21 protein-coding genes are annotated in these 26,347 nt (G+C 64.7%); 1 reads left to right on the forward strand and 20 read right to left on the reverse strand.

Annotated elements, in window-relative coordinates:
- Positions 1-145 precede the first annotated feature (145 nt).
- From ACIPUD_RS25410 to lpxA, 4 genes are all read right to left on the reverse strand, one after another.
- Positions 146-1,501, reverse strand: a complete 1,356-nt coding sequence (locus ACIPUD_RS25410; RefSeq protein ID WP_446481767.1) for a serine hydrolase domain-containing protein — start codon at positions 1,499-1,501, stop codon at positions 146-148.
- Positions 1,502-1,741: 240 nt separating this feature from the next.
- Entirely contained in the window at positions 1,742-2,941 is a 1,200-nt protein-coding gene (gene lpxB, locus ACIPUD_RS25415) for a lipid-A-disaccharide synthase (protein ID WP_446481768.1), read from the reverse strand.
- The gene (locus ACIPUD_RS25420; protein ID WP_085384805.1) at positions 2,938-3,795 is read right to left on the reverse strand and encodes an LpxI family protein; all 858 of its coding nucleotides are present in this window, start codon (positions 3,793-3,795) and stop codon (positions 2,938-2,940) included. The genes lpxB and ACIPUD_RS25420 overlap by 4 nt, the downstream gene beginning before the upstream one ends.
- Before the next feature lie 19 nt (positions 3,796-3,814).
- Positions 3,815-4,606, reverse strand: a complete 792-nt coding sequence (gene lpxA / locus ACIPUD_RS25425) for an acyl-ACP--UDP-N-acetylglucosamine O-acyltransferase (RefSeq protein ID WP_446481769.1) — start codon at positions 4,604-4,606, stop codon at positions 3,815-3,817.
- Between the two features lie 175 nt (positions 4,607-4,781).
- Between lpxA and ACIPUD_RS25430 the strand changes: the two genes are divergently transcribed.
- On the forward strand, positions 4,782-5,126 hold the full coding sequence (locus ACIPUD_RS25430) for a KTSC domain-containing protein (RefSeq protein WP_085353277.1): 345 nt from the start codon (positions 4,782-4,784) through the stop codon (positions 5,124-5,126).
- Positions 5,127-5,132: 6 nt separating this feature from the next.
- On the opposite strand, the gene fabZ is transcribed toward ACIPUD_RS25430, so the two are convergent.
- From fabZ to ACIPUD_RS25510, 16 genes are all read right to left on the reverse strand, one after another.
- On the reverse strand, positions 5,133-5,549 hold the full coding sequence (gene fabZ, locus ACIPUD_RS25435) for a 3-hydroxyacyl-ACP dehydratase FabZ (protein ID WP_050992707.1): 417 nt from the start codon (positions 5,547-5,549) through the stop codon (positions 5,133-5,135).
- Between the two features lie 41 nt (positions 5,550-5,590).
- Positions 5,591-6,658 carry a UDP-3-O-(3-hydroxymyristoyl)glucosamine N-acyltransferase gene (gene lpxD, locus ACIPUD_RS25440; RefSeq protein ID WP_085353279.1) on the reverse strand — a complete coding sequence of 356 codons (1,068 nt, stop codon included), beginning with the start codon at positions 6,656-6,658 and terminating at the stop codon, positions 5,591-5,593.
- A 125-nt stretch (positions 6,659-6,783) separates the two neighbouring features.
- Positions 6,784-9,339: an outer membrane protein assembly factor BamA gene (gene bamA / locus ACIPUD_RS25445; protein WP_026232862.1), complete on the reverse strand. Its 2,556-nt coding sequence runs from the start codon at positions 9,337-9,339 to the stop codon at positions 6,784-6,786.
- Between the two features lie 187 nt (positions 9,340-9,526).
- On the reverse strand, positions 9,527-10,678 hold the full coding sequence (rseP, locus tag ACIPUD_RS25450) for an RIP metalloprotease RseP (protein WP_085353280.1): 1,152 nt from the start codon (positions 10,676-10,678) through the stop codon (positions 9,527-9,529).
- A gap of 44 nt (positions 10,679-10,722) precedes the next feature.
- On the reverse strand, positions 10,723-11,946 hold the full coding sequence (gene dxr, locus ACIPUD_RS25455) for a 1-deoxy-D-xylulose-5-phosphate reductoisomerase (protein ID WP_247370284.1): 1,224 nt from the start codon (positions 11,944-11,946) through the stop codon (positions 10,723-10,725).
- 4 nt (positions 11,947-11,950) lie between these two features.
- A complete protein-coding gene (locus ACIPUD_RS25460) occupies positions 11,951-12,793 on the reverse strand; it encodes a phosphatidate cytidylyltransferase (protein ID WP_085353283.1) in 843 nt (280 codons plus the stop codon).
- Positions 12,790-13,548, reverse strand: a complete 759-nt coding sequence (locus tag ACIPUD_RS25465; RefSeq protein WP_085353284.1) for an isoprenyl transferase — start codon at positions 13,546-13,548, stop codon at positions 12,790-12,792. Before ACIPUD_RS25465 ends, ACIPUD_RS25460 begins: the two co-directional genes overlap by 4 nt.
- A 112-nt stretch (positions 13,549-13,660) precedes the next feature.
- Positions 13,661-14,224, reverse strand: coding sequence for a ribosome recycling factor (gene frr, locus ACIPUD_RS25470; RefSeq protein ID WP_007603628.1), 564 nt, complete (start codon positions 14,222-14,224; stop codon positions 13,661-13,663).
- Positions 14,225-14,291: 67 nt separating this feature from the next.
- Positions 14,292-15,008 (reverse strand): UMP kinase, encoded by a 717-nt coding sequence (gene pyrH / locus ACIPUD_RS25475; protein ID WP_018455040.1) that lies wholly within the window; start codon positions 15,006-15,008, stop codon positions 14,292-14,294.
- A 60-nt stretch (positions 15,009-15,068) separates the two neighbouring features.
- Positions 15,069-15,992 carry a translation elongation factor Ts gene (gene tsf / locus ACIPUD_RS25480; protein ID WP_446481770.1) on the reverse strand — a complete coding sequence of 308 codons (924 nt, stop codon included), beginning with the start codon at positions 15,990-15,992 and terminating at the stop codon, positions 15,069-15,071.
- A gap of 131 nt (positions 15,993-16,123) precedes the next feature.
- Positions 16,124-17,113 carry a 30S ribosomal protein S2 gene (locus tag ACIPUD_RS25485; RefSeq protein WP_007603625.1) on the reverse strand — a complete coding sequence of 330 codons (990 nt, stop codon included), beginning with the start codon at positions 17,111-17,113 and terminating at the stop codon, positions 16,124-16,126.
- A gap of 219 nt (positions 17,114-17,332) precedes the next feature.
- A complete protein-coding gene (locus tag ACIPUD_RS25490) occupies positions 17,333-19,807 on the reverse strand; it encodes a caspase family protein (RefSeq protein ID WP_446481771.1) in 2,475 nt (824 codons plus the stop codon).
- Positions 19,808-19,998: 191 nt separating this feature from the next.
- Positions 19,999-20,739, reverse strand: a complete 741-nt coding sequence (locus ACIPUD_RS25495) for a carbonic anhydrase (RefSeq protein WP_085353578.1) — start codon at positions 20,737-20,739, stop codon at positions 19,999-20,001.
- Positions 20,740-20,851: 112 nt separating this feature from the next.
- Complete coding sequence (locus ACIPUD_RS25500) at positions 20,852-21,370, reverse strand: hypothetical protein (protein WP_027518200.1); 519 nt, start codon at positions 21,368-21,370, stop codon at positions 20,852-20,854.
- Positions 21,371-21,484: 114 nt separating this feature from the next.
- Positions 21,485-24,982 (reverse strand): DNA polymerase III subunit alpha, encoded by a 3,498-nt coding sequence (dnaE, locus tag ACIPUD_RS25505; protein WP_204511323.1) that lies wholly within the window; start codon positions 24,980-24,982, stop codon positions 21,485-21,487.
- 454 nt (positions 24,983-25,436) lie between these two features.
- Positions 25,437-26,156 carry an outer membrane protein gene (locus ACIPUD_RS25510; RefSeq protein WP_446481772.1) on the reverse strand — a complete coding sequence of 240 codons (720 nt, stop codon included), beginning with the start codon at positions 26,154-26,156 and terminating at the stop codon, positions 25,437-25,439.
- Between the last annotated feature and the right edge of the window lie 191 nt (positions 26,157-26,347).

Genomic DNA, 26,347 nt, shown 5'->3' on the forward strand with positions numbered 1-26,347 from the left:
GTAGAACAGTTGACCTTGGTCACTCTTCAGACGGCCCATCATGGATCGACCTCGCCGAGATTCGCGTCAACACAACGGAATCACGGTTCGTGACTTGTCTCAACCGACTTTTGCAACAAAATCGGCCACAAGCGGAAGTAATCGCTCATTCATTCGATCGGCGCGCCGCCACAATCGCGTACAGTAGCTTCGCGACGCTGTACCCGATATCTTCCCGCGTGAGACCCATACGCAGGATCACCAGTTTACGCGAGGGGATGATCGCAATCACCTGGCGCAGGTGCCCTTGCAACATGAACGTGTCGGTAGGGAGTCGGAATCCCTGGCCCGGCCCCAACCAAAGCTGTCCGCGACCGTAGACCGGGCCATGTCCCTCATCGGACGCTGGCACAGGCGAGCGCATGTAATCGACAAAGCCCGGCGGCAAAAGCTGAGCACCGTTCCACTCTCCGTTCATGCGCAGGAATTCGCCGAAGCGCGCCCAATCATGCGCATTGGCGAAGAGAAAGGCTTCGCCAAGGAATGTGCCTGAAGGGTCAGCCTCAAGAACAGCGCTGGTCATGCCCAAAGGCTTGAACAATCGCTCCTGCGGATACGCTCGCGCGTCCGCTCCAACCGCGTTCTGCCAGACCCGGGCGAACAGGACAGACGAACCCCCGGAATAGTTGAACTGCGTTCCAGGCGGGGCGACAAGCGGACGGTCCCGCGCGAAAGCCGCCGCATCATGTGCGAGATTTTCTAACCCGTCGGGGTCGGCAGAGTCACCGTCCTCGCTCCATTTCAATCCGCTTGTCATGGCCATCAAATCGGCCACCGAGATGTCCGCGCGCGCGTCGCCAGCCCACTGCGGAAACAGATTTTTTCGGTCCAGCGAAAGCTTTCCGTCCCTGATCGCCATGCCGGCCAAGGCGGCGTTCACGGTCTTCGTCATCGACCAGCCCTGGAGGGGCGTCGAAGCGTTGAAGCCTTCGCCGTAGGTTTCTCCGATGATGCGCCCGTCCTGGACCACGACGATCGCGCGCATGCCCGGCCCCTGGAGAGCCGGATCGTTCAGCGTCGCCAGTAAGTGTTTGTCGTCAGACAATTGAGCACTCTCGCCGACCGGCCAGAGCGCACTAGGCTTTCCGGGCAGTGAGGGCGGCTCGGCACGGTCGGGGATTTCGTCCTTAGACACCAGCGTACAACCACGTCCTTCCTCATATTGGGCGTAGCGTTTGGCGAACAGGCCTCGATATGCCGCCTCGACACGCTGGTTGGCGGTGTCGACGTTGATCTTCAGACGTTCGACAATGCGTGGATGTGTTAACGCGAGGTCGGTTTTGATCACCGCATCCGCATCACGTTCGGCAATGAACACATTCGAGCAAACCATTTTTGCCGCATAAGCCGAGGCGGACACTAGTCCATTGGGTGGGCTGAAGGTCAGCCAGCCAGCGAACCCTAAAATCCCAAGAAGCAAGATCGCGACAAGAAATCTGAACATTTTTAGAGCAAGACGCATGCGTCCCTTTAGGTAAATCCAATCAGGAGGCCGCACCTAGGCGAGCGCACAAAATATTGCGCGCAGATCCTGACATGCACCTGACATCCCGGTTTGCCGTGGTTGTTTGGTGGACCGAGGATGTTGGCAGTCTTACCGAGACGATGAGAGATGCAAATCGACGCGAGGTCTGCTCTGGGTCACAAGCCGCCGATCGCGCTCTAGGTGGGAGGCTTCCGCTTTGCGCTGGCAAGCCAACGTTTATGAGTACACGTCCAAGCCTGCCCGCCTACCCTTGCGTATCGTCGCCAGCACGATGTCGGCTGCGAGCACGCTCGGCGACTTGTTACCTGTCGACATGATCGTATCGAGCTGGGCGAATGCTTCCACCTGCTGCCGGCGCAGCGGTGAATCGGTCAGAAGCTCCGAGAGCGCGGGCGCCAGCTTCTCCGGCGTGCAGTCTTCCTGCAGGAACTCCGGGATGACATCCTTGCCGATCACGAGATTGGCGAGGATTACCGAGGAGACACGGATCGCGCGGCGCAGGATGAAGGCTTCGATCGCGCCGACGCGATAGGCCGTCACCATCGGAATGCCCGATAGCGCGAGCTCCAGCGTCACCGTGCCGGATTTTGCCAGTGCCGCGCGCGCGATGCGGAAGGCAGCGCGCTTCTCGTTCTCGCCGACCACGATTTGAGGCTTGACCAGCCAGTTCGCGATGCCTTCGCGGATGGTGGTTTCGAGATGCGGCATGGTCGGCAGCATCAGCTCGAACGCGCGGCCTTCGGTCTGCAATCGGCCGAGCGTCGCGCCGAACACGTCGAGATGGTGCCTGATCTCGCTGCGGCGGCTGCCGGGCAACACCAGCAAGACCGGCGGCTCGCCGTCGCGGCGCGCCTGCTCCTCCGCGTTCGGCCGCAGCGAGGGCAATTGCTCGATCAGGGGATGGCCGACATAGCTGCATGGCGGCCCGCCGAGCTTGCGGTATTCCTCCGGCTCGAATGGCAACAGGCCGAGCACATGGTCGACATAGCCGAGCATGGTCCGCGCCCGTCCCGGCCGCCAGGCCCAGAGCTGTGGCGAGACGTAGTCGACGATCGGGATCGCCGGATTGCGCGTCCGCACGCGGCGGGCGACACGGTGGGTGAAATCGGGGCTGTCGATGATGACGAGCGCGTCCGGCGCGGCTTCGGTCACGGCCTCCGCGGTCTCGCGGATCAGCCGCAGGATCTTCGGCAATTGCTGCACGACCGCGGCGAAGCCGACGATCGAGAGCTGCTCGATCGGAAACAGCGTCTCGAGCCCCTGGCGCGCCATGGTGTGGCCGCCGACGCCCACGAACTGCACGCCGTCGCCGAGGCGCTGGCGCAGCACCTTCATCAAGGCGCTGCCGAGCCGGTCGCCGGATTCCTCCGTGGCGATCAGGAAGATCTTGCGCTTGGGATCGCGACCCTGCATCACGCCGGCAGGCCGATGACGAAGAGATATTTTGCGTCGGCGAGTGCGATCATTGCCTGCGGCTCGGCGGCGATGGTGTTGCCGGCAACGACGGCGATCCCGGCCAGCCCTGCGGCGGCGACGCCCTCGAGGGTGCGCGGGCCGATCGTCGGCAGGTCGAAGCGCAGATCCTGCCCGCTCTTTGGGACCTTCACCAGCACGCCCCGCCCGGTGGCGGCGCGGATGCGGCCCTCTTCGCGCAGCCGTGCCACGCGCGCGAGCAGTGCATCGGTGCCCTCGATATCCTCGACCGCCACCACATGGCCGTCGATCACGACCGCGGCCTGGCCGATGTCGAACGGACCGAGGGCGGTCAGCACCGCGCGTCCGCGCTCGATGTCGGTCTTGCCGGTGTCGCTCGGCCAGGCGCGGCTGATGCAGCCCTCGGGCATCAGCAGATCGGGCGCGACATCCTTGATGCCGACCATCCGAAAGCCGCCCTGCTCGAGAATGCGCCCGACGCCGGACAACAAATGATCGTCGCCGCCGCGGAAGGCGCGGATGACATTGCCGAGCAGCCGAAGCGTCGTGAAGTCGACCCGGACCTCCGAGAGCGAAGGTCGCACCAGCGTGCCGATGAAAATCAGGTCGCGGCAGCCCTCCTCGCGAAACAGCCGCATGGCGCGGCCGAGCTGGCCGACCGAGATCCAGCGATGACGGAATTTCTCTACCCGCGCGGGATCGCAGGCTCCCCGAAGGGGAAACAACACCGGCGTGATGCCGCGGGCGGCGAGCGAGTCGGCAACCGCGAACGGCATCGCGCCGCCGCCAGCGACGACGCCGACCGGCGATGAAATTTCCGAAGCCGCCGATGTCATGCCCGGGGCCATTCCATCATCACTTCGCGATGGCGGGAAGACAGAGCGGGCGCTTGCCCTTGCCGATGAAGTCGAGGATTTCCCCGATCGCCGGATCTCCACCGGCGAGCGGCCGCGCCGCCTCCAGGCGTTCGGCAAAGGTAGCGGGGCCATGGAAGAGTTTCTGGTAGAACGCGCGCACGGTCGCAAGCCGCTGCTTGGTGAACTTGCGCCGCTTCATGCCGATCAGATTGAGGCCTTCGAGCACCGCATATTGGCCGTTGACCAGCCCATACGGGATGACGTCGTCGCGCACGCCGCAGACACCGCCAACCATCACATAGGGGCCGATGCGGGTGAACTGATGCACTGCGGACAGGCCGCCGATATAGACGGCGTCACCGATCTCGCAATGGCCGCCGAGCGTCGCCGAGGTTGCGAAGATCACGTTGTTGCCGACCATGCAGTCATGCCCGACATGACTGTTGTTCATGAAATAGCCGTCGTTGCCGACGCGCGTCAGGCCACCGCCCTTGATGGTGCCGACATTCATGGTCGCACCTTCGCGGATGGTGCAGCCCGAGCCGATCTCAAGCTTCGTGGGCTCGCCCTTGTAGCTGAGATCCTGGGGCGCCCCGCCCAGCACCGCGAACGGCGAGATCACGCAGCCATCTCCGATCGAGGTGTGGCCGATGACGGTGACCTGTCCGATCAGCTTGCAGTTATTGCCGATCGCGACATGCGGGCCGATGATGCAGAAGGGGCCGATCTCGGTGCCCTCGCCGATCACGGCGCCGTCCGCGATCCGTGCGGTGGGGTCAATCTTACTCATCAAGCAATCTGACTCATCAAGAAGGTCTGATTAGGTGTTGAAGTCGCTCGGTTTTCCGCTGGTTAGCGCGACTATGCCCGATCTGTCCAGTGACGTATGATCTCTCCGTGTTTCAAGTGCCGGATGAGGCAGCCTTCCCGGGTCATCAACAAGTTCACGCGGAGCTTCAGGTATCGTGGTCAGGGCCCTGGCACTTCTCCTCGCACAGTTCGCCGCGGCGCCGATCGTCTCCGAGACGATCGAGACCGCCGAACACCGCCCCATCGACCTCGCGACGTTCGAGTGCCGCGACATCAGCCGCAGCACGGTGCTTCAGCGGGTCTGTTACGACCGTGCGCAGCAGGCCCTCGTCGTGGCCGTTGAAGGCGTTTATGACCGCTATTGCGGCGTACCGGTCGACACGGTCGAGCGCCTGCTGGGCGCACCGTCCATGGGACAGTTCTTCAACCAGAACATCAAGCGCGAGGTCAGCGGCGGCCGGTACGCGTGTCCTGCGCGCGAGCGCATCCAGAGAAGTTGATCCCGCTCAGTCGGTCAGCATGGCGCCGACGTCGGCCTCCGCAACCACCTGGCCGTTGACCTTGGCGTCGCCGTGAAACCACCACATGGCCTTGCGGCGGCCGATCGAGCGCATGTGGTATTCGATGGTATCGCCGGGCAGCACAGGCTTGCGGAACTTGCACTTGTCGATGGTGAGGAAATAGACCGCGCGCGGCTTCTCGGTGCCTTCGACCGACTTGATGCCGATCACACCCGCGGTCTGCGCCATCGCTTCGATCATCATGACGCCGGGATAGACCGGGCGATCGGGAAAGTGGCCCTGGAACGGCGGTTCGTTGAAGGTGACATTCTTGATGCCGATGCCGCTGTAATCGGTGCGGATGTTGATCACGCGATCGATCAGCAGCATCGGAAAACGGTGCGGGAGCGTTTGCAGGATCATGTTGATGTCCACAAGCTCGAACCTGACCGGTGCTTCGTCCGTCACTCCCGTTCCTCCTGCTTCGGATCGGCCTTGCTGTCGCGCGCCAAGCGCTCGACCGCCAAAATTTCCTTGAACCACTGCCTGGTCGGCTTGGCGAAAAAACCACCCCAACGTCCGTTGGGAGGAACGTCGTCCTTGACGCCGCTCATGGCAGTCACCTGAGCTCCATCCCCGATCTTGACGTGATTGTTGATGCCCACCTTCGCTCCCAGCGCCACGTTGTCGCCGAGGGTGAGGCTGCCGGCAAGGCCGATCTGGGCTGCCAGCAGGCAGTGCCGGCCAATGGTCACATTGTGGCCGATCTGGACCTGATTGTCGATTTTGGTCCCTTCCCCGATCACGGTGTCGCGCAAGGAGCCCCGATCGATGGTGGTGCCGGCGCCGACCTCCACGTTGTTCTGAATCAGCACGCGGCCGGTCTGGGGCACCTTCAGATGGCCCTCGGGGCCGAAGAAGATGAAGCCGTAGCCGTCCTGGCCGATCGAACAACCGGGGTGGATCAGCACGTCGTTGCCGATCAGCGCGCACTGGATGGCGGTGCGTGCGCCGACATTGCAGTCCCGGCCGATCTTGACGCCGGGGCCGATCACGGCCCCCACACCGATCACCGTGCCGCTGCCGATCTCCACGTCAGGGCCGATCACGGCCAAGGGATCGACGATCACGCCGTCCTCGAGCCTGGCGGTGGGGTCGATGATGGCCGACGGCGCGATGCCGTCGTTGCCGGTCCAGGATTGCGGCCGGAGCGCGTCGCCATGCCACTCCCGCGCGATCCTGACGAAGGCGCGGAACGGCTGTGGCGCCCGCAGCACGGCGACATGCGCGGGCACCCGCGCCTCGAAGCGTGGGCTCACCAGGCAAGCACCGGCCTTGGTCGCCTTGAGCTCATCGGCATATTTGAGATTGTCGAAGAACGTCAGGTGCATCGGGCCGGCTTCGTCGAGCGAAGCAAGACCCCTGATGATTTGGCCGCCCCTGGCGGGATCGACCAACTCCGCCTTGGTCAGCGTGGCGATGTCAGCCAGCGCTGAGGCGGGCGGCTGTGTGAAGAAGGTCGGCTGCGCCATTCCACCCCGTCGCGGTCCGGCTTCGGCATGAAGCGGCCAAGCCGCATCATGCCTCATCTCCTGGATTGGCACGATCCCTTTCGGAAACCGGCTCCGGTGGTCCGGATCGTGCCGTGCTGTTCGAATTAGAACGAGGTGCCGCCGCCGAACCGGAACTCCTGCGTACGGTCGTTCTTGCCCTTGGTCAGCGGCACGGCGTAGTCGAAGCGCAGCGGACCGAACGGCGAGGCCCAGATCAAGCCGACGCCGACCGACGACCGGACCGCATTGCCATTGTCATACACCAGGCCGGTGCAGGTTCCAGCCGAAGCGGGATTGACGGTCGACGGCGTGCAGCTCGAATTCTTGGTCGTGGTCAGTTCGTTGGTCACCGACCACGTCGTCGGTCCCTGATAGTCGAACAGTCCGCCGGCGTCGGCGTAGACGGCGCCCTTCAGACCCACTTCCTTCGGCAGGAACCAGAACGGCATCTGCAATTCGAGCGAAGCACCCCAATACTTGGTGCCGCCAAGCGCGTCCTGCGTACCGAAGGGGTTCAAATCGCGCGGTCCGATGCCGTTCGGGGCAAAGCCGCGGACGAGGTTCGGGCCCATCTGGAAATGATCGAGCATGCGCAGATCGCTGCCCATCTTGTTCAGCATGCCGCCCTGGAGGCGAACGAGACCGACGATATCGGAGACCAGCGGAGTGTAGTACTTCGCGTCAACCACAGTCTTCAGATAGGAGACGTCGCCGCCGACGCCGGCGAAGTCCTGCCGGAAATCGACCAGCAGACCGTCGGTGGGGTTCTTGTTGTTGTCGAGCGTGTTGTAGGTCAGCGTGTAGCCGAGCGCCGAGGTCAGGGTCTTGCCGTTGGCAAGCTCCTTGCGGACCGGCAGCGAGGCCTCGCCGTCGCTGTAGCAGCCGAGGCCGTTGGTCGAGGGAGCCAGAGGAATACCACTCGCCGCGGAGAAAGCCGGGCTTGGATTGAATGCCGGATTCGGAGTGACACCGTCGGCAAGGAACTGGTTGTTGTTACAGTTCGCGAGGTACGACGGCAGCGTGATTTCCTGCCGGTAGATCGAGTAGCGCACCTGCAGCGACAGATCTTCACGCAGGGAGAAACCGAGGCGCGGCGAGAAGCCGAGCGTCTTGGTGCCGTAGGAGATGTAGCTGTTGGACCTCTGCTCACGCTGATAGAGGTCGAGACCCAGCGCGACCCGGTAGTCGAGCAGATAGGGTTCGACGAACGACAGCGAGTAGCCGCGGGCATACTGGCCGTAGGTCACCGCCGCCTTGGCGAACAGGCCGCGGCCGAGCAAATTGCGTTCGGAAACCGAGACTTCGGCCAGCGCGCCGTCGGTGGTGGAATAACCACCCGAGACCGAGAAGTCGCCGGTCGATTTCTCTTCCATGTCCACGAGCAGGATCACGCGGTCGCTCGACGAGCCGGGCTCCGTCGTGATCTTCACGCTCTTGAAATAGTCGAGGTTCTTCAAGCGGCGCTCGGCACGGTCGACCAGCGCGCGGTTGTAGGCATCGCCCTCGGAGACGTCGAACTCGCGACGGATCACGTAGTCGCGCGTGCGGGTGTTGCCGCGAAGGTTGATGCGCTCGATATAGGTGCGCGGACCCTCGTCGATGTTGAACACGACCGACACGGTGTGCGCCTCGAAATTGCGGTCGCCGCCGGGACGGACCACGGCGAAGGCGTAACCGCGACGCGAGGCCTCGATCTGCATCTCCTCGACCGACTTCTCGACCGATTCGACGTTGTAGAGCGAGCCGACATTGACGCGCGAATAGTTGCGCATCGAGGTGGGATCGAAGTTGGGAATGCTGGAGCGGAAGTCGATCGAGCCGACCCGGTATTGCGAGCCCTCCTCGATCTTGAAGGTAACGTTGAAACCCTTCTTCTCCGGATCGTATTCGGTGAGCGCGGCGACGACCTGGACGTCGGCGAAACCGTTCTTGAGATAGAAGCGGCGGATCAGGTCGCGGTCGGCCTCGACCCGATCGGGATCGTAGATGTCGCTGCTGGCGAGGAAGCTCAGCAGGTTGGATTCGTGCGTCTTGATGACGTCGCGCAGGCGGTAGGACGAGTACGCGTTGTTGCCGACGAACTCGATCGACTTGACGCCGGTCTTGGCGCCCTCCTCGACCGTGAAGACGAGATCGACGCGGTTGTTCGGCTGCTCGATGATTTCAGGCGTGACGCGAACGTCGTAACGGCCGGAGCGGCGATAGATTTCTGCGATTCGCAGGGTGTCGGACTGCACCATGGCGCGGGAGAAGGTGCCGCGCGCCTTGGACTGGACTTCACCGGTGAGCTGCTCGTCCTTGATCTTCTTGTTGCCCTCGAAGGCAATGCGGCCGATCACCGGGTTTTCCACCACGGAGACGACGATCTGGCCACCGGCCCCGCGGTTGATCCTGACGTCCTGGAACAGGCCGGTCTCGATCAACGCCTTGAGGCCATCGTCGATGGCACCCTGATCCAGGCGACCGCCGGGACCCGGCTTGAAGTAGGAGCGGATCGTCTCCACCTCGACCCGGCGATTTCCTTCGACGGAAATCGACTGCACGGTCTGAGCAAGCGCAGACGAAGACACAAAGGCAGCCCCAACCGGGGCAAGCACCGGCGCGCCGAACATGATCAGGGTTGCGAGCAAGCCCCCCCGGAGTCGCAGTCCAAACTTCATTGCGCAACGCGCCCTTATCATTCCGTACCAGACCCAACCCCAACGCCGGTCTGGAGATTCCCCAAGTTCAAGCCGCTTGTAGACAATTTCACCGACGCCGCAAACGGTCGAGCGCGCCGTAATTTCATTTTCATTCCAAGACGTTGCCCAAGAGCAACGCCCGGGCAACGCCACAAAAAAGCCCCTATCAGGATGCGGCCATTCGCAGGATGTCGTTATAGGTCGCAAACACCATCAACATCAGCACCAAGCCAAGCCCGATTCGGAACCCCATCTCCTGGGTCCGCTCGGACAGGGGCCGACCACGGGCGACCTCCGCCGCATAGAACATAAGGTGACCGCCATCGAGCAGTGGGATCGGGAACAGATTCAGCAGGCCGATCGACACCGACAGCACCGCGCAGAGGTTGATCACGAACTGGAACCCGGCGCTGGCCGCCTGCCCCGACATCTTGGCAATGCCGAGCACGCCGCTGACCTCGTTCGGATTGCCGTTCCCGACGAACAACGAGCCCAGGAACTTGAAGGTGCTGGTGATGATGAACCAGACCTGCTCCACCCCGATCTTGAGCGCTTCGCCGACGCCGACCGGCGACGTCGAGGCCTCCCCGGCCTGAGACTTGTGTTCGACGCCGAGCACGCCGAGACGGTGGCTGTTGCCGAAGGGATCCTTGCGCTCGAGCAGCGCCGGCGTCGCGGTCAGCGACACGATGGAACCGTCGCGCTTGACCTGGAAGGCAAGCGGCGAACCAGCATTCATCGCAACCATGCGCTGCATGTCGGCAAAGCTTTCGATCGGCTTGCCGTCGATCTGGACGACGACGTCGCCGATCTTGAAGCCGGCTGCCGCCGCAGCGCCATCGGCGACGACACCGTCGACGCGCGCAATCGTGCTCGGCTTGCCGTAATACAGCGCCATGCCGGCGAAGATCAGCGCGCCCAGGATGAAATTGGCGATCGGTCCGGCGGCAACGATGGCGGCGCGCGGGCCGACCTTCTTGTGATGGAAGCTGCCGGCGCGCTCCTCGGCCGTCATGGCCGCGAGCTTCTCGGACGACGGCGTCGAAGCCTCGCTCTCGTCGCCGAAGAACTTGACGTAGCCGCCGAGCGGGATCGCCGAGATCTTCCACCGGGTGCCATGGCGGTCGTTGAAACCGACCAGCTCAGGTCCGAAACCGAGCGAAAAAGTTAACACGCGAACGCCTGCCCAGCGCGCGACCAGGAAATGGCCGAGCTCATGGAAGAACACGACGATGGTCAGGACGAACAGGAAGGGAACCGCGTACCCAAGGAGCCCATGGCTCAACGTATTGAAACTATGGACGAAAAAGTCGATCATCGAATTCCCTCATCCAGTGCCGCAAGGCGCTGGCCCCGAACCATCTAGGATGCCTTTAAGGCAATTTGAGGCAATAGGGCGGCAGCCCTATTTCGCGCAACATGGTCAACAGCGATTGCATCGTCCGCTGACGTCAGCGGCGCCTGGTTCCCGCTGCGGACCCAGTCATCCAGCGTCTCCTCCACCAGCCTGGCAATCGCCCCGAACCGGATCTTGCCGGCGATGAAGGCGGCGACCGCGACCTCGTTGGCGGCGTTGTAGACCGTGGTCGCCCCCTTCCCGGTCCGGAGAGAATCGAAGGCCAGGCGCAGCCCGGGGAAGCGCTCGAAATCTGGCGCCTCGAAGGTCAACTGGCCGATCTTGGCCAGATCGAGCTTGGCGGCCGGACCCTTGATACGGTCGGGCCAGCCGAGGCAATGCGCGATCGGCGTGCGCATGTCGGGTGAGCCGAGCTGGGCCACGACCGAGCAATCGGAGAACTCAACCATGCCGTGGATGATCGACTGCGGATGAACGAGGACGTCGATCTCGTCGGGCGAGAGCGCGAACAGATAGGAGGCCTCGATCACCTCGAGCCCCTTGTTCATCATCGAGGCGGAATCGATCGTGATCTTCTGGCCCATGCTCCAGTTCGGATGCTTCAGGGCTTGCGCGAGTGTCGCCTGCTCGATGTCGGCAGGCTTCCAGGTGCGGAAGGGGCCGCCGGAGGCCGTGATGATGACACGGACGAGCTCGTCGCGATTGCCCGAGGCGAGCGCCTGGAACAGCGCATTGTGCTCGGAATCCGCAGGCAGGATGCAGGCGCCCGCTTTCGCCGCGCGCTGCATGAAGAAATCACCAGCGCAGACGAGACATTCCTTGTTGGCGAGCGCGACATGCGCGCCGCGATCGACCGCCGCCAGTGCCGGCTTCAGCCCGGCCGCGCCACTCACGGCGGCCATCACCCAATCGGCCGGACGCGCGCCGGCCTCGATCACCGCGCTTTCACCGGCGCCGCATTCGGTGCCGGTGCCCGCGAGCGCAGCCCTGAGTTCGGCAAACTTGGAGGTGTCGGCGATCGCAACGAAGCGCGCGGAAAACTCCTTCGCGAGCTTTGCCAGCGCCTCGACATTGCTGTTCGCCGTTAGCGCCTCGACACGGTAGCGCTCGGGAGAGGCGCGCAGCAGATCCATCGTGCTGTCGCCGATCGAGCCGGTGGCGCCGAGAACCGTGACGCTGCGGACGCTCGATGCCGCAGCCTTGTTGTTACGCAATGGAACCGCGCTCATATCTTCACCAAACCATAAGACCGCTTCCGGCGCTATGCACACCATGGCGGAGGAAGCCGATAATCCATGCCACCAGGATGGCGGCGACAAAACCGTCCAGACGGTCCAATAGCCCGCCGTGGCCAGGAATTAAGTGACTGGAATCCTTGACGTCGAAGCGCCGCTTGACCGCGGATTCGAACAGATCGCCGCAGGCCGACACGATTGAGAGGACCGCGCTGACGAGCAGCAATGGAACTATCTTTCCAACCCCGCAAGCGGCAAAGGCGACCGCGACCAAAAGGCTCGCGGCAAAGCCGCCGAGCGCCCCTGACCAGGTCTTCTTCGGGCTCACGCGCGGCCACAGCTTCGGTCCGCCGATGCCGCGGCCGGCGAAATAGCCGCCGATATCGGTCGCCCACACCACGAGCAGCACGAACATCAGCGCGGCGAAGCCGTTCACGAAATCCTTCCGCAGCAGGATCGAGGCGAGTAGCGCCGCCGACGCATAGGCAAATCCGGAGGCCGCCCAGACGAACTTGCCCCGCGCGATCACCGTCACGACCGCCCCGCCAATCAGGCCGGTGATGATTGCGGTCTTCAGCGCGCCGAAGGCAACGCACAAGCCCATCGTGGCGATGACGATCGTCCCCGCCCCGGTCAGCGCGGTCGAGCCTGCGCCAACCACCATCAGCCATTCCGCGAACAGTCCGATCGACACCAGGGTGACGAGAAGCGCCCACAGCCAGCCGCCGGCATAAGCGAGCGCAATGGCGAGCGGCGCCAGCACCAGCGCCGCGAGGATTCGCATCACGAGATTGCTCGGGGCAGGCTGAGAGCCGGCCGGTGCGGAGTTGGGCTCGCTCACGAGGCGGTTTTCGCGACCAGGCCGCCGAAACGGCGCTCGCGCCTGGCGAATTCGGCGATTGCGCCTTCCAGCGCCGCCTTGTCGAAATCGGGCCAGTGAATCGGCACGAAGACAAGCTCGCTATAGGCGGCCTGCCACATCAGGAAGTTGGACAGGCGCTGCTCGCCACTGGTGCGGATGATGAGATCGGGATCGGGAATGTCGGGCGCGTCGAGATGCGCCCCCAGTGTCTCGGCATCGATCGTGTCAGGATTGCGCCGGCCCTCGGCGACTTCGCGCGCGAGCTTCTGCGCCGCCTTCGCGATCTCCTGCCGGGAGCCGTAATTGAATGCGACGACGAGCGTGAGGCGCGTGTTATCGCGCGTCAGTTCCTCCGCCTCATTGAGAAGTGCGCAGATGTCGCCCTCCAGCCCATCCCGCTCGCCGATGATGCGTACCTTGACGCCGTCGCGATGCAAGCTCGCCAGATCGTTGCGGATGAAGCGGCGCAACAGGCCGAACAGATCGCCGATCTCGCTCGCCGGACGCGACCAGTTTTCCGAGCTGAAGGAGAAGATGGTGAGATAGCGGATGCCAAGTTCATGCGACGCCCGAACCACGCGACGCAGGGCCTCCACGCCGCGGCGATGGCCCTCCGCCCGTGGCAAGCCGCGCGCGGCCGCCCAACGTCCGTTGCCATCCATGATGATGGCGACATGCGCAGGCGCATCGGACCGTTCTGGTCCTTCCGTTGCGGGCGCGGCGGCGTTGGACATGAGGCTGCCTTAAAGCATGATCCGGACCCGAAGGGCCGCGTTAGCGCAAAGTGCGAAGCGGTTTTCCGTAAATCATGCGCGAACAATAACCTAGAGCGCGATCCATCGTGCTTTAGACGGTGAGGATTTCTTTTTCCTTGGCGGCCAGCAACTGGTCGATCTCGGAGATCGTGCCGTCGGTCGCCTTCTGCACCTCGTCGGCGTGGCGCTTCTGATCGTCCTCGGACATCTCGTGATTCTTCTCGAGCTTCTTGAGAACGTCGAGACCGTCGCGGCGGACGTGGCGCGCAGCGACCTTGGCGGCTTCCGCGTATTTGTGCGCGACCTTGACGAGCTCCTTGCGACGCTCCTCATTGAGTTCGGGGATGCGCAGGCGCAGAACCTGGCCTTCAGTCGCCGGCGACAGGCCGAGATTGGAATCGACGATCGCCTTCTCCACCGCCTTGACCATCGACTTGTCCCAGACCTGCACCGAAATCAGGCGCGGCTCCGGCACGCTGACGGTGGCGAGCTGGTTCAGCGGCATGTGGCTGCCATAGGCGTCGACCTGCACCGGATCGAGCATCGAGGCGGAGGCGCGACCGGTGCGCAGGCCGCCAAGCTCGTGCTTGAGCGACTGGATCGCGCCCTGCATGCGGCGCTTGACTTCGTTGAGATCGAAATTGTCCGTGGCCATCACGTTTCTCCTTCAAAATCCCGGCGACCTCTCCGCACCCCTTCTCTGAGGGTGCAACGACAAGCCGTCAGCCGGCGACAATGGTTCCGTGGCCGCCGCCACGCAGTACAGCACCGATCGAGCCCGGCTCCGCGATCGAGAACACGATGATAGGCAGCGACGTCTCGCGGGCAAGCGCGAAGGCGGTCGCATCCATCACCTTGTAGCCGCCCTCGATCGCCTGCGAATGCGTCAGACGGTCGAATCGCGTCGCCGTCGGGTCTTTCTTCGGGTCGGCCGAGTAGACACCGTCGACATTGGTCGCCTTCAGAACCGCCTGGGCGCCGATCTCGGCTGCGCGCAGCACCGCGGTCGTGTCCGTGGTGAAGAACGGATTACCGGTTCCGCCGCCGAGCAGCACGATCCGGCCCTCGGCGAGGTATTTATGTGCCGCGGTGCGGGTGAACAGCTCGGAAATCTCGGGCATGACGAAGGCCGACAGCGTGCGCGCAGGCGTGCCCTTGCGCTCGATCGTGGCCTCGAGCGCGAGGCAGTTCATCATCGTCGCGAGCATGCCCATGGTATCACCGGTCGGGCGCGACACGCCGCGCGAGGAGACCTCGACGCCGCGAAAGAGATTGCCCCCGCCGATGACGACGGCGACTTCGGTGCCGAGGTGGCGAGCGGCGATCAGATCGTCGGCGACCCGGTCGATGGTCGGTTGATCGATGCCAAAACCCTGCGGTCCCGCGAGATATTCGCCGGACAGCTTGATCACGACGCGACGATAGACCGGATCAGTCATGAGCACTTTCCTTGTCCGGGCGCCGCTTCCGGCGGCACGCCGGAAGGAACGTTCCGGCGCTTACTTCTTGCCGCTGGCCGCCGCGACCTCGGCCGCGAAGTCGCTTTCCTGCTTCTCGATTCCCTCACCGAGAGCATAGCGCACAAAGCCCGCGATTTTCACCGCGCCGCCGACCTTGCCTTCGGCTTCCTTCACCGCCTGCGCCACCGACTTCCCGGTGTCGTGGATGAAGGCCTGCTCGAGCAGGCAAACTTCCTTGTAATAGGTCTTCAGGCCGGACTCGACGATCTTCTCGATCACGTTCTCGGGCTTGCCCTGCTGGCGATATTTGTCGGCGAGCACGTCCTTCTCGCGCTTGACGACCGCCGGATCGAGACCGGACGGATCCAGCGCCAGCGGGTTGGCGGCCGCGACATGCATCGCGATCTGGCGGCCAAGCGTTGCGAGCTCGTCGGCCTTGCCGGGGGATTCCAGTGCCACGATCACGCCCATCTTGCCGGCGCCCTCGACCACCGCGCCATGGACGTAGCTCGACACCACGCCCTGGCTGACCTCGAGCGAAGCTGCGCGGCGCAGCGTCATGTTCTCGCCGATGGTGGCGATTGCGTCATTGATCGCAGTTTCGATCGTGACGTCGCCGACCTTGGCGGCCTTGATCTTGTCGACATCGGCGCCGGTGTTGAATGCGACCTGGGCGATCCTCTTGACGAGGCCCTGGAACTGGCCGTTGCGCGCGACGAAGTCAGTCTCGGAATTGACTTCGACCACGACGCCCTTGTTGCCCTTGGTGAGCGCGCCGATCAGACCCTCGGCGGCGACGCGGCCCGACTTCTTGGCGGCCTTCGACAGGCCCTTCTTGCGCAGCCAATCCTGCGCCGCTTCCATGTTGCCGTCGTTTTCGGTCAGCGCGGCCTTGCAGTCCATCATGCCTGCGCCGGTCGACTCGCGCAGGTCCTTGACCATCGCAGCTGTGATCGTTGCCATCGTTCAAAATCCTTTTTGCCTGCCGGTTTGCCGCGGCGCGGCCAGATCGCCTCGCCGCGGTCCATCTCAGGAATTCGCGTCAACTGAAATGGTGGCCGGAGCTTGTCCGGCCAACCCATCGCTCTTTTTGACTATTCCGCTTCCGCGGTCAGCGCCTTGGCCTTGGCCACCCAGGCGTCCGCGCGGCTCGGCAGGCCGACTTCTTCGCCGATCTTGTGCGCGGTATCGTGATCGAGCTCAGCCAGCTGCCAGAAGTGGAAGATGCCGAGATCGTTGAACTTCTTCTCGATCGCGCCCGACACGCCCGGGAGCTTCTTGAGGTCGTCGGACGTGCCGCGCGGGCCGGCAAGGCCTTGGAAGCCGCTCGTGGCGGGCAGCTCTTCTGCGACCGGCCGAACCGAAGCACCGACGTCGATTCCGGAATCGCCTTGGGCGCGTGAAATGCCGTCAATCGCTGCGCGCGCGATCAGATCGCAATAGAGCGCAATCGCGCGGCCGGCGTCGTCATTTCCCGGCACCACATAAGTGATGCCCTTCGGATCCGAATTGGTGTCGACGATCGCCGCGACCGGAATGTTGAGCCGCTGGGCTTCCTGGATCGCGATGTCTTCCTTGTTGGTGTCGATCACGAAGATCAGGTCGGGCAGACCGCCCATGTCCTTGATGCCGCCGAGCGAGCGGTCGAGCTTGTCGCGCTCGCGCTGAAGGGTCAGGCGCTCCTTCTTGGTGTAGGAGGAGGCATCGCCGCCGGCGAGCACGTCGTCGAGATGACGCAGGCGCTTGATCGAGCCCGAGATCGTCTTCCAGTTGGTCAGCGTGCCGCCGAGCCAGCGCGAATTGACGAAGTACTGAGCGCAGCGCTTGGCCGCGTCGGCAACGCCGTCCTGCGCCTGGCGCTTGGTGCCGACGAACAGGATGCGGCCGCCCTTGGCGACGGTGTCGCTGACCGCCTGCAAGGCGTTGTGCAGCAACGGCACGGTCTGCGCGAGGTCGACGATGTGGATGTTGTTGCGGGCGCCGAAAATGAACGGCGCCATTTTCGGATTCCAGCGGTGAGACTGGTGACCAAAGTGCACGCCGGCTTCGAGGAGCTGACGCATAGTGAAATCGGGTAGTGCCATCGTTCTAATTCTCCGGTTGGTTCCTCCGGAAGCGTGTGAGCAGGACAGAGCGTTGTCGCCCCGGCTGCCACCGGACGGCCTTGTGAGCCATGCTTCCGTGTGAGATGGCGCGGTGTATAGCGCGATTTCGGCCAGAAGCAAGGAAATAAGGGCCTTTCGGGGCGGCTTTCGCCCGCAAGAGGCCCCCTTCCGTAAAGATCGCTCCGGCCTAGCCCCTGCCTAGCATCTGGGCTGGTTCGGCGGGCACTTCTTTGCCGCCGGCGGCGGAGCCGGAGGACGCGGTGGAGGTGCTGCCGGGCGCGGCGGCGGCGGTGGCGCGACGGCCATCCGGGGCGGCGGAGGTGGCGCCGGCCGGGCGACCGGCGGCGGCGCCGGTCGAGCAACCGCCACGGGTGGAGCCGCCCGTGGCGGTGGCGGCGGCGCAACACGCGGCGGAGGCGGAGGCGCCGGCCGCGCCACGGCCTGAGACCGCGGTGGTGGCGCCGACGGCCGGGCAGCCTGGGCGGGAGCTGCGGTCGGCTGATGCTGCGGCCTGATCGGCTCCCGCGCCGCCGAGGGCGGCGGCGTGACCGGTCGTCCAACTGCGCCAGGAGGCGTGCGGGCAGCAGGCGGCGAACCAGCCGGCTCGCGGGTCGCGGACTTGCCATGGTCCCCAGGCCCGGTCCCGGTCCCGGGCGGGGCCTGGGCCACCGGCGGCTTCGGCGGTTGGCCGGGCACAGCGGCCGGGTTTGTCGCCGTGGGCGCAGTCGCCGGCGCGGCGGCGGTCGGCGCACCGGGATGACCCGGCGGCGTGGTGCCGGGAGCAGCAGTCGTCGGCGCTCCCGCAGGCCCTCCCGGATGGGTCGGCGGCGGTGTGCCGGGAGCAGTGGCCGTGGGCAGCCCGGGTCTGCCGCCCGGCAGTGGCCCGGCTCCCGCTGGCGGTACAGGTGGACCGCCATGGGTGCCGGGAACCGGCAGGGTGTTGGCTTGGGGCAGCTTGGCCGGTGGCGTGGCAAGCGGACTGGCAGGTGGAGTCGTAGGTGGCGTACCGGTCGGTGCGGCATTGGCCGGCCTGGCCGGAGGCATTCCTGGCCTCGCCGTCGGCTGCATCGTCGCGCTCGGCGGCATCGGCGCCTTGCCCTGCTGAATCAGGGCGGCGCGCTGCACGACCGCCTGCGGCATGGCGGGACCAGCCGGATTGGTGCGCCCGGCAATGGCTGGCGCGAGATTGCCCGCTCCGGCACCCGCACCCGCCGGCGGTGCCGGCGGCTGGTTGATCACCGTGTTGATGACCGTCCTGTTATGGATGTTCTGATAGATGATGTTGTTCGGGGGCGGTGCGACATAGACCGGCGGCCTGACGAACACAGGAATTGGCACGAACATCGGCTGCGGCAGCACGAACAGGCCGACCACCGGCATCGGCGGCGACAGCACGACGAAATCCGGCGGCGGCGGTGGCAGATAATAGACCGGCGGCGGCGGTGGCGGCGCAAAGCCAAAATCCGGATCGCTGAAATACAGCACGGGACGCTCGACATAGACCACCTCCTCCGGCGGCGGTGGCGGCACGTCGTAGTCGATCATCGCGAAGCTCGGCGGCGGCTCGGCCGGCGCGGTGAGAATCGCCAAGCGCCGGCGCGCATCCGCCGCATGCGGACCGCGCGGATAGCGACGCAGATACGACCAATAGGCCTCCGGCGTGTCGGTCCGATAGGTCCGCCGCCAGGTGATGGCCTCGCGGCGCGCCGCGACGATCACCATCACGCGCTTCGACAGCGGGTCGCCGGGATAGGCGGAGAGAAACTCTTCGTAGGCCGGCAGCGTGTCGCGCGTGAGCGCGGCGGCATAGGCATCCTGCACGCCGAGATCGCGGATCGGCTTGTTGCGCATCGCGGCGACTTGGTCGGGTGCGGCCTCAGGCGGCGGCGCGTCAGGTCCGCGCTCGAAGAACGAGAATTGCGCCGATATCTTCTGCTCGTTCCAGGGCACTTGCGCGCCCTTGCTGGCCTCGTTGACGCGCAGGCGAACGCGGTCGAACACCTCAGGCAGCGGTAGGCCGCCGGTGCGGATCATCTCCGCCAGCGACTGCGCATAGATGCCGTAAGGTCCAGGCTCCTCGGGCGCCACCGTGCCGGGCGCGGCGTTGAACGCGACCAGCATGTTGGCGTCGGGCTCGACCAGCGCAAGTCCGCTCGCGATCTGCTGGCCGCCCTCCACGAAGGGCTGCGCCCGCGCAGCGTCGAGCACGACGATGTTGGCCTTGAGCGGAACGGAGGCGAGCTGGCGGAGATAGTCGCCGATGCGCAGGCCTTCGGTCGGAATGTCGGTGTCGCGGGTGATGTTGGAATCGACCGGGATGAAGTAGTTCTCACCGGCAAGTTGCACGCCATAGCCGGCGAGGTAGACCATCGCGACGGTGCCCGGTCCGGAGGCCTGCGCCTTCTGGATGAAATCGCGAAAGCTCTTGCGCAGCGTGTCGCCGTCGAGATCGCGGGCGCCGACGACGTCGAAGCCCGCCGCCTGCAGCGTCTGCGCGATCAGGCCGGCATCGTTTGCCGTCGTCGCCAGCGGCGACTTGGCATAGGCGCCGTTGCCGACCACGAGCGCCATACGCTTTTCCTGCTGCTGTGCACGCGCCGGATCCGGCGCGCCCGCGGCAAGGACCGCGATTGGCAGGAGAAGGCAAATGAAGGCTCGGAGCGTCCCACGCATGACTTGCTTGCCCGTTTTTGTTGTTGAGATGCCGCCACGCATCAGACGCGTGGCGAGCTGAATGACACTTGAACGAAAGGCTTCCAAATAACGAAGGCTTGGATTGAGGCGGCGGCATGGCGCCCGGCACCAACGCCAGGGCGCCTGCGTCAGCCTCGCGACAACGAACCGGCGCGAGCCGGTTCGTCTCGTCAGACCTGCGCGATCAGGTCGACCGTTCCCGTCGTGAGCCGATAGATGCCGCCGACGACCTTCAGCTTGCCCTGCTCCACGGCCGCATTGAGGATCGGCGCTGCCGACTTCAGCTTCGCGACGTTGTCGATGACGTTCTGCCGGATCGCCTTGTCGAGGACGTCCCCACCCTGCTGCATCGCAGCCTTCGCTGCAGGCGTGATCGCATCGACCAGCGATGGAATATGGCCCGGCGGCGGCTTGTTGTCCTTGATCGCCTTCAGCGTCGCATCGACCGCGCCGCAAGCGTCATGGCCGAGCACGAGGATCAGCGGCGCATTCAGCACGGCCACCGCGTATTCCATGCTGGCGATGGTTTCGGTGCCGGCAAAATTTCCGGCGACGCGGCAAACGAACAGATCGCCGCGGCCAGTGTCGAAGGCATATTCCGGCGCGATGCGCGAATCGGCACAGCTCAGTACGGCCGCGAACGGATTCTGTCCGCCGACCAACGCCTCGCGCTCGTGCTTGAAATCGTGCCGCCGCGACACACCGTCGACATAGCGGGCATTGCCTTCCGTCAGGCGCTTCAATGATGCGTCGGGCGACAGCACGTTCTGCGGCTTGGGCGGCGCCTTGGTCTCTTTGGCGAAGGCTCTGCCGGTCAGGGCGAGGCCGAGCGCCGAGGCACCCAACAACATCGCGGATCGTCGCGACGGCGCGATCCTCTCATGTGGGGATTCATTGCACTTGTCGCACATGTCACGTTCCCTCCCGGCGCGATGGACGAACGGCCTCACGGCGATCATAGCCGCAACGCTGTGACGACACCACAAATGACGGTGCGGGCGGAGCTCGAATTTCGCGCGGAGGCTATTCTGCCAACCGAAGCTCTGCGATCGTCGTCCTGGCGGCCGGTTCATCCAAGGGCAGGAAATCCAGCGGTCCCTGATTTTTATAGCCGGACGTCATCGCAAGCGTGAGACCCCAGCCCAGCACCCCCGTGCTCGCATTCGCGATCATGGCGCTCTTGCGCTGACTGAAGCGCGCTACGAAGAACACGGTCTGGCCGGACTGAGCCGAAAAGTCCACGCGCGTGACGCCGAGCGCCGCCTCCTCTGCTACGAACTGGTGCTGGCCTGCCGGGCGATCGACATAGACATATGTCCCGGTCTTCAGACCCTTGATCGGCGTACCGTCGAGGGAAAATTCCCAGTCCGGATCGCCGATGCCGCCGAAGCCCTTCTCGCGAAACACGACGACGCGGGCCTGCCCGGCTTTCGGCGGACCCAGCTTTCGTACCGTCTCCGAATATCCAAGCCCGCTCCTCGCCGTCTCACAGCCGCACAGCAGTGCCGCAGCCACGAGCAATACCAGCCCACGCAATAGCATCACGCCCCCAAATTTTCCCCGAGTGCATGCTAACCGAAAACAGCGAAAGGTTGCAACAGGGCCGCCGCATGTCCCGCGCAAGACATACAGCCGCCTGCAACACCGTGCGCGTTGCTAGAGCTGCTGCACGTCCACCACACCGGCGACCGCCTTGATGGCGCCGGCGATCTGCGGCGAGACCTTGAAGCGGCCGGGCAGCTTCATCTCGACCTCGGTTTCGAGGTCGAGCATCATGACCAGCGAGACCTCGCCGTCGCCGTTGGAGCGGGGCGCGATGCCCGGACTGCCGACCTTCGGCGCGGCGCCGTTCGCCATGTCGGGGCCGGCGAGACGCTTGGCGATCGATTCCAGCGGCTTGGTGTCGCGCACGAAGATGCGCAGGCCCTTCTGCGTCTTGGCCGCGGCCTCGTCCAGCGGCTCGGCGTGCAGCACGCGCGCGCGGACGTCCTCGCCCTGGAGCTCGGCGCCGAGCTGGAGCAGCACCGCGGCGCCCGGTTCCAGGACGTCGCGATATTGCGCGAGGCCTTCGGAGAACAGCACCGCCTCAAAGTGACCCGTGGGATCAGAGAGCCCCATGATGCCCATCTTGTTGCCGGTCTTGGTCCGCCGCTCCATGCGCGACACCACGGTGGCCGCGACCTTGCCGGCGGTGGCGCCGGTCTTCACCGCGCGGGAGAACTCGGCCCAGGACTGCACGCGCAGCCGCTTCAGCACGGTGGCGTAATCGTCGAGCGGATGTCCCGACAGGAAGAAGCCGATCGCGTCATATTCGCGGCGCAGCCGCTCGGCCGGCAACCAGGGCTCGATCTGCGGCAGCATGATGGTCGGCGCGTCGGCCGAGCTGCCGAACATGTCGTTCTGGCCGATGGTTGCAGCTTCGTTCGCCCGCTGGCACGCGGCGAGAATCGAGTCGGCGCCGGCGAAGACCCGCGCCCTGTTCGGCTCCAGCGTGTCGAAGGCGCCCGCGGCGGCGAGGCTTTCGATGATGCGCTTGTTGATCGCGCGCGGCGACACCCGCGCGGCAAAGTCGGCGAGCGAGGTGAACAAGCCGTTTTTGGTCCGCTCCGCGATGATCTGCTCGACGGCCGCAATACCGACGCCCTTCAGCGCCGCGAGCGCGTAGTAGATGGTCTTGTCGCCGACCTCGAAAGTCGCGCCGGAACGGTTGACATTGGGCGGCTCGACCTTGATGCCGAGGCGCTGCGCCTCGGCGCGGAATTCGGACAGCTTGTCGGTATTGTTGAGATCAAGCGTCATCGACGCGGCGATGAACTCCACCGGGTAATGCGCCTTCATGTAGGCGGTGTGGTAGGACACCAGCGCATAGGCCGCCGCGTGGCTCTTGTTGAAGCCGTAGTCGGCGAATTTCGCCAGCAGCTCGAAGATGGTATCGGCCTGCCCCTTCGGCACGCCGTTCTTCACTGCGCCTGCGACGAAGATCTCGCGCTGCTTCTCCATCTCGGCGCGGATCTTCTTGCCCATGGCGCGGCGCAGCAGGTCGGCGTCGCCAAGCGAATAGCCCGACATCACCTGCGCGATCTGCATCACCTGTTCCTGGTAGATGATGACGCCGAAGGTCTCCTTGAGAATCGGCTCCAGCACGGGGTGGAGATATTCCGGCTCCTCGTCGCCGTGCTTGCGCGCGCAATAGGTCGGGATGTTCGCCATCGGACCCGGTCGATAGAGCGCGACCAGCGCGATGATGTCCTCGAAACGGTCGGGGCGCATGTCGACCAGCGCGCGCCGCATGCCCTGGCTTTCAACCTGGAACACGCCGACCACCTCGCCGCGCGCCAGCATCTGGTAGCTTTCGGCATCGTCGATCGGCAGCGTCGCGAGATCGACGTGGATGTTGCGCGGCTTGAGCAGTTTGCACGCGACGTCGAGTACGGTCAGCGTTTTCAGGCCGAGGAAGTCGAACTTCACGAGGCCCGCGGGCTCGACCCATTTCATGTTGAACTGGGTCACCGGCATGTCGGATTTGGGATCGCGATACATCGGCACGAGTTCGCTCAGCGGCCGATCGCCGATCACGATGCCGGCCGCATGCGTCGAGGCGTGACGGGTCAGGCCTTCGAGGCGCTGCGCGATGTCGAAGGCGCGCGCCACCACCGGATCCTCGTCGCGGAACGCCTGGAGTTTTGGCTCGCTCTCGATCGCGGCGGCCAGCGTCACCGGCGCGGCCGGATTCTGCGGCACGAGTTTTGTGAGCTTGTCGACCTGGCCATAGGGCATCTGCAGCACGCGGCCGACGTCGCGCAGCACGCCGCGCGCCTGCAGCGTCCCGAAGGTGATGATCTGCGCGACCTGGTCGCGACCGTAGCGCTCCTGGACGTACCTGATCACCTCGCCGCGGCGATCCTGGCAGAAGTCGATGTCGAAGTCCGGCATCGAGACGCGTTCCGGATTGAGGAAGCGCTCGAACAGCAGGCCGAACTTGATCGGGTCGAGGTCGGTGATGGTCAGCGCCCACGCCACCAGCGAGCCTGCGCCGGAGCCGCGGCCCGGCCCGACCGGGATGCCCTGGCCCTTTGCCCATTTGATGAAGTCGGAGACGATCAGAAAGTAGCCCGCGTATTTCATGCGCATGATGACGTCGAGCTCGAACGCAAGCCGCGCGTTGTAATCTTCTTCCGTCGTGCCTTGCGAGAGGCCGTGCACGCGCAGGCGGTTGGCGAGCCCCTCCTCCGCCTGCCGCTTCAATTCGGCCGCCTCGACTGCGGCGGCATCGGAGCTTGCGGCAGCGCCGACCGTGAAGAACGGCAGGATCGGCTTGCGCGTCATCGGCCGGAACGAGCAGCGCTCGGCGATCTCCACCGTCGAGGCCAGCGCCTCCGGAATGTCGGCGAACAGCACCGCCATCTCGGCGCGGGTCTTGAAGCGGTGATCGGGCGTGAGCTGCTCGCGCTCGGTCTCCGCGATCAGCCGCCCGCCGGCGATGCAGAGCAGCGCGTCATGGGCTTCATAATCGTCGGTCGTGGCGAAATACGGCTCGTTGGTCGCAACCAGCGGCAGGCCCTTGGTGTAGGCGATGTCAATCAGGCTGCTTTCGACCCGCCGCTCCTTCTCGATGTTGTGGCGCTGCAATTCGATGTAGAGACGGTCTCCGAACAGGCTGGCCAGACGCTCGCAGCGCGCCGCCGCGAGCTCGGTATAACCGCCGGCAAGCGCCAGCGAGATCGGTCCGTCCGGACCGCCCGTCAGCGCGATCAGACCTTCGGTCTCGCCTTCGAGCCAGTCGAACTTGATGTGGGGAGCATGAGTGTCGGGCGTCTCCAGGAACGCGCGCGAGTTCAGCCGCATCAGGCTGCGATAGCCGCGCTCCTGCGCGGCCAGCAGCACCACGCGCGAGGGCAGCAGCACGTTGCGCGCATTGGGATCCTGGTCGCCGAACTCGATCGCGATCTCGCAGCCCACGATCGGCTGGATCCCGGAGCCCGCCATCTTGTCGGAGAACTCCAGCGCACCGAACATGTTGTCGGTGTCGGTCAACGCCAGCGCCGGCTGATGGTCTTTCTTCGCTAGCTCGGCGAGCTTGGCGATCTTGATCGAGCCCTTGAGCAGCGAATAGGCCGAGTGAACGTGAAGGTGGACAAATCCGGCGCTCGGCATGGTCGCGTGACGGCCTCTTGCAGATGAGATGGAGCGGTCACCGGCACCGGAGGCATCCTGCACTCGCCCGGCCGACTCGCCTCATAATGGTGGGGCGTCATGGTGCCAGAGTCCACGCCGGAGCGGCCGATCGGCCGCGTCGTCCTGCTTTTCCCCAACCTAGGCCCGCGCCTAGAGCTGCGGGAGCACCTGGGCCCAGATCGCAATCATCCCGACAAACAGCGCGATCGACGCCAACGCGGCGGCCTCTTCAACGAAAATCCTGAACATGGCTTACTCCATGGTGAGAACGTATGAAGAACATTGTTCTCATTTCGTTCTCAGGAGTCAAGCCATCTCGACCATCTCCAAACAGAATGGTTAACCCGCTGAATTTAAGCAACAAAAAAGCCCCGGCCGATGGCCGGGGCTTTCGCCAACCGCTCGAAGTCGAGCGATCGATAGCAGTCTTTACTCAGTAACGGCCGAGGCTCGGGCCGCCGAACTTGTAGTTCAAGCGAACGAGGCCCATGTCGACGTCCTGGCGGATGCGATCGGTGCCAACCAGGCCTGCGAACGTGACGTTCTTGTCCTGCAGGAAGATGTGGTTGTACTCGACGCCAACCGACCAGTTCGGGGCGAAACCGTACTCGAGGCCGGCACCGATCGTGCCACCCCAACGGGTCTGATCGTTCGAGGACAGCAGCGCGCCGCCAAGGGTCGAGACTTCATACTTGCTGCCGGCGACAGCCGCACCGCCCTTGGCGTAAAGGAGGACGTTGTTCCAGGCGTAGCCGATCTGACCGGTGATCAGACCGAACGAGTCGATCTTGGAGCGGTTGCGCGTCGCGAACAGCGCGCTGACGTTGTCGCCCGAGAAGTCAGCCCAGTTGCCCTGACCTTCGATACCGAACACCCACTGGCCCGACTGCATGCGGTAGCCGATCTGGCCGCCGACCGTGCCGCCGGTCGCATCGTGCGAACCCTCGCGGCCACCGCCGACGAGATCCCAAGTCGAATGGGCGGAACCGCCGCCGCCGTTGACGCCGATGTAGAAGCCGCTCCAGTCGTAGATCGCGGCGACCATCGCCGGCGCCTTGGTGTAAGGCCGCGCAGCGAGGTCAGCAGCCACCGCCGGTGCGGTCGCGCCGAGCGCGACAAAGCTCACAGCAGCAAGCAACAGATTCTTGTTCATTTGATTCCCGTTCCAGTTTCGTCGTTAGGCCCCCGGGCCGTAGCGTCGTCATAGCAGCGCTCGACAGAATTGCTGTAACCTCGACGCCACAGTTCGCGCCAAAGGATCGCGCTTCATTAATGAAGATTTACCAGCGCGCGCGGGAAACCCTTTGAAACAAGAGTTTTCATGAGTTCCATTGTCGACTACAC

Source organism: Bradyrhizobium sp. CAR08, from assembly GCF_052871955.1.

Coding starts and splice junctions, on each gene's coding strand:
- ACIPUD_RS25410 (WP_446481767.1), bottom strand. CDS start 1,501: ATGCGTCTTGCTCTAAAAATGTTCAGATTTCTTGTCGCGATCTTGCTT.
- ACIPUD_RS25420 (WP_085384805.1), bottom strand. CDS start 3,795: ATGACATCGGCGGCTTCGGAAATTTCATCGCCGGTCGGCGTCGTCGCT.
- lpxA (WP_446481769.1), bottom strand. CDS start 4,606: ATGAGTAAGATTGACCCCACCGCACGGATCGCGGACGGCGCCGTGATC.
- fabZ (WP_050992707.1), bottom strand. CDS start 5,549: ATGATCCTGCAAACGCTCCCGCACCGTTTTCCGATGCTGCTGATCGAT.
- lpxD (WP_085353279.1), bottom strand. CDS start 6,658: ATGGCGCAGCCGACCTTCTTCACACAGCCGCCCGCCTCAGCGCTGGCT.
- bamA (WP_026232862.1), bottom strand. CDS start 9,339: ATGAAGTTTGGACTGCGACTCCGGGGGGGCTTGCTCGCAACCCTGATC.
- rseP (WP_085353280.1), bottom strand. CDS start 10,678: ATGATCGACTTTTTCGTCCATAGTTTCAATACGTTGAGCCATGGGCTC.
- dxr (WP_247370284.1), bottom strand. CDS start 11,946: ATGAGCGCGGTTCCATTGCGTAACAACAAGGCTGCGGCATCGAGCGTC.
- ACIPUD_RS25465 (WP_085353284.1), bottom strand. CDS start 13,548: ATGTCCAACGCCGCCGCGCCCGCAACGGAAGGACCAGAACGGTCCGAT.
- frr (WP_007603628.1), bottom strand. CDS start 14,224: ATGGCCACGGACAATTTCGATCTCAACGAAGTCAAGCGCCGCATGCAG.
- pyrH (WP_018455040.1), bottom strand. CDS start 15,008: ATGACTGATCCGGTCTATCGTCGCGTCGTGATCAAGCTGTCCGGCGAA.
- tsf (WP_446481770.1), bottom strand. CDS start 15,992: ATGGCAACGATCACAGCTGCGATGGTCAAGGACCTGCGCGAGTCGACC.
- ACIPUD_RS25485 (WP_007603625.1), bottom strand. CDS start 17,113: ATGGCACTACCCGATTTCACTATGCGTCAGCTCCTCGAAGCCGGCGTG.
- ACIPUD_RS25490 (WP_446481771.1), bottom strand. CDS start 19,807: ATGCGTGGGACGCTCCGAGCCTTCATTTGCCTTCTCCTGCCAATCGCG.
- ACIPUD_RS25495 (WP_085353578.1), bottom strand. CDS start 20,739: ATGTGCGACAAGTGCAATGAATCCCCACATGAGAGGATCGCGCCGTCG.
- ACIPUD_RS25500 (WP_027518200.1), bottom strand. CDS start 21,370: ATGCTATTGCGTGGGCTGGTATTGCTCGTGGCTGCGGCACTGCTGTGC.
- dnaE (WP_204511323.1), bottom strand. CDS start 24,982: ATGCCGAGCGCCGGATTTGTCCACCTTCACGTTCACTCGGCCTATTCG.
- ACIPUD_RS25510 (WP_446481772.1), bottom strand. CDS start 26,156: ATGAACAAGAATCTGTTGCTTGCTGCTGTGAGCTTTGTCGCGCTCGGC.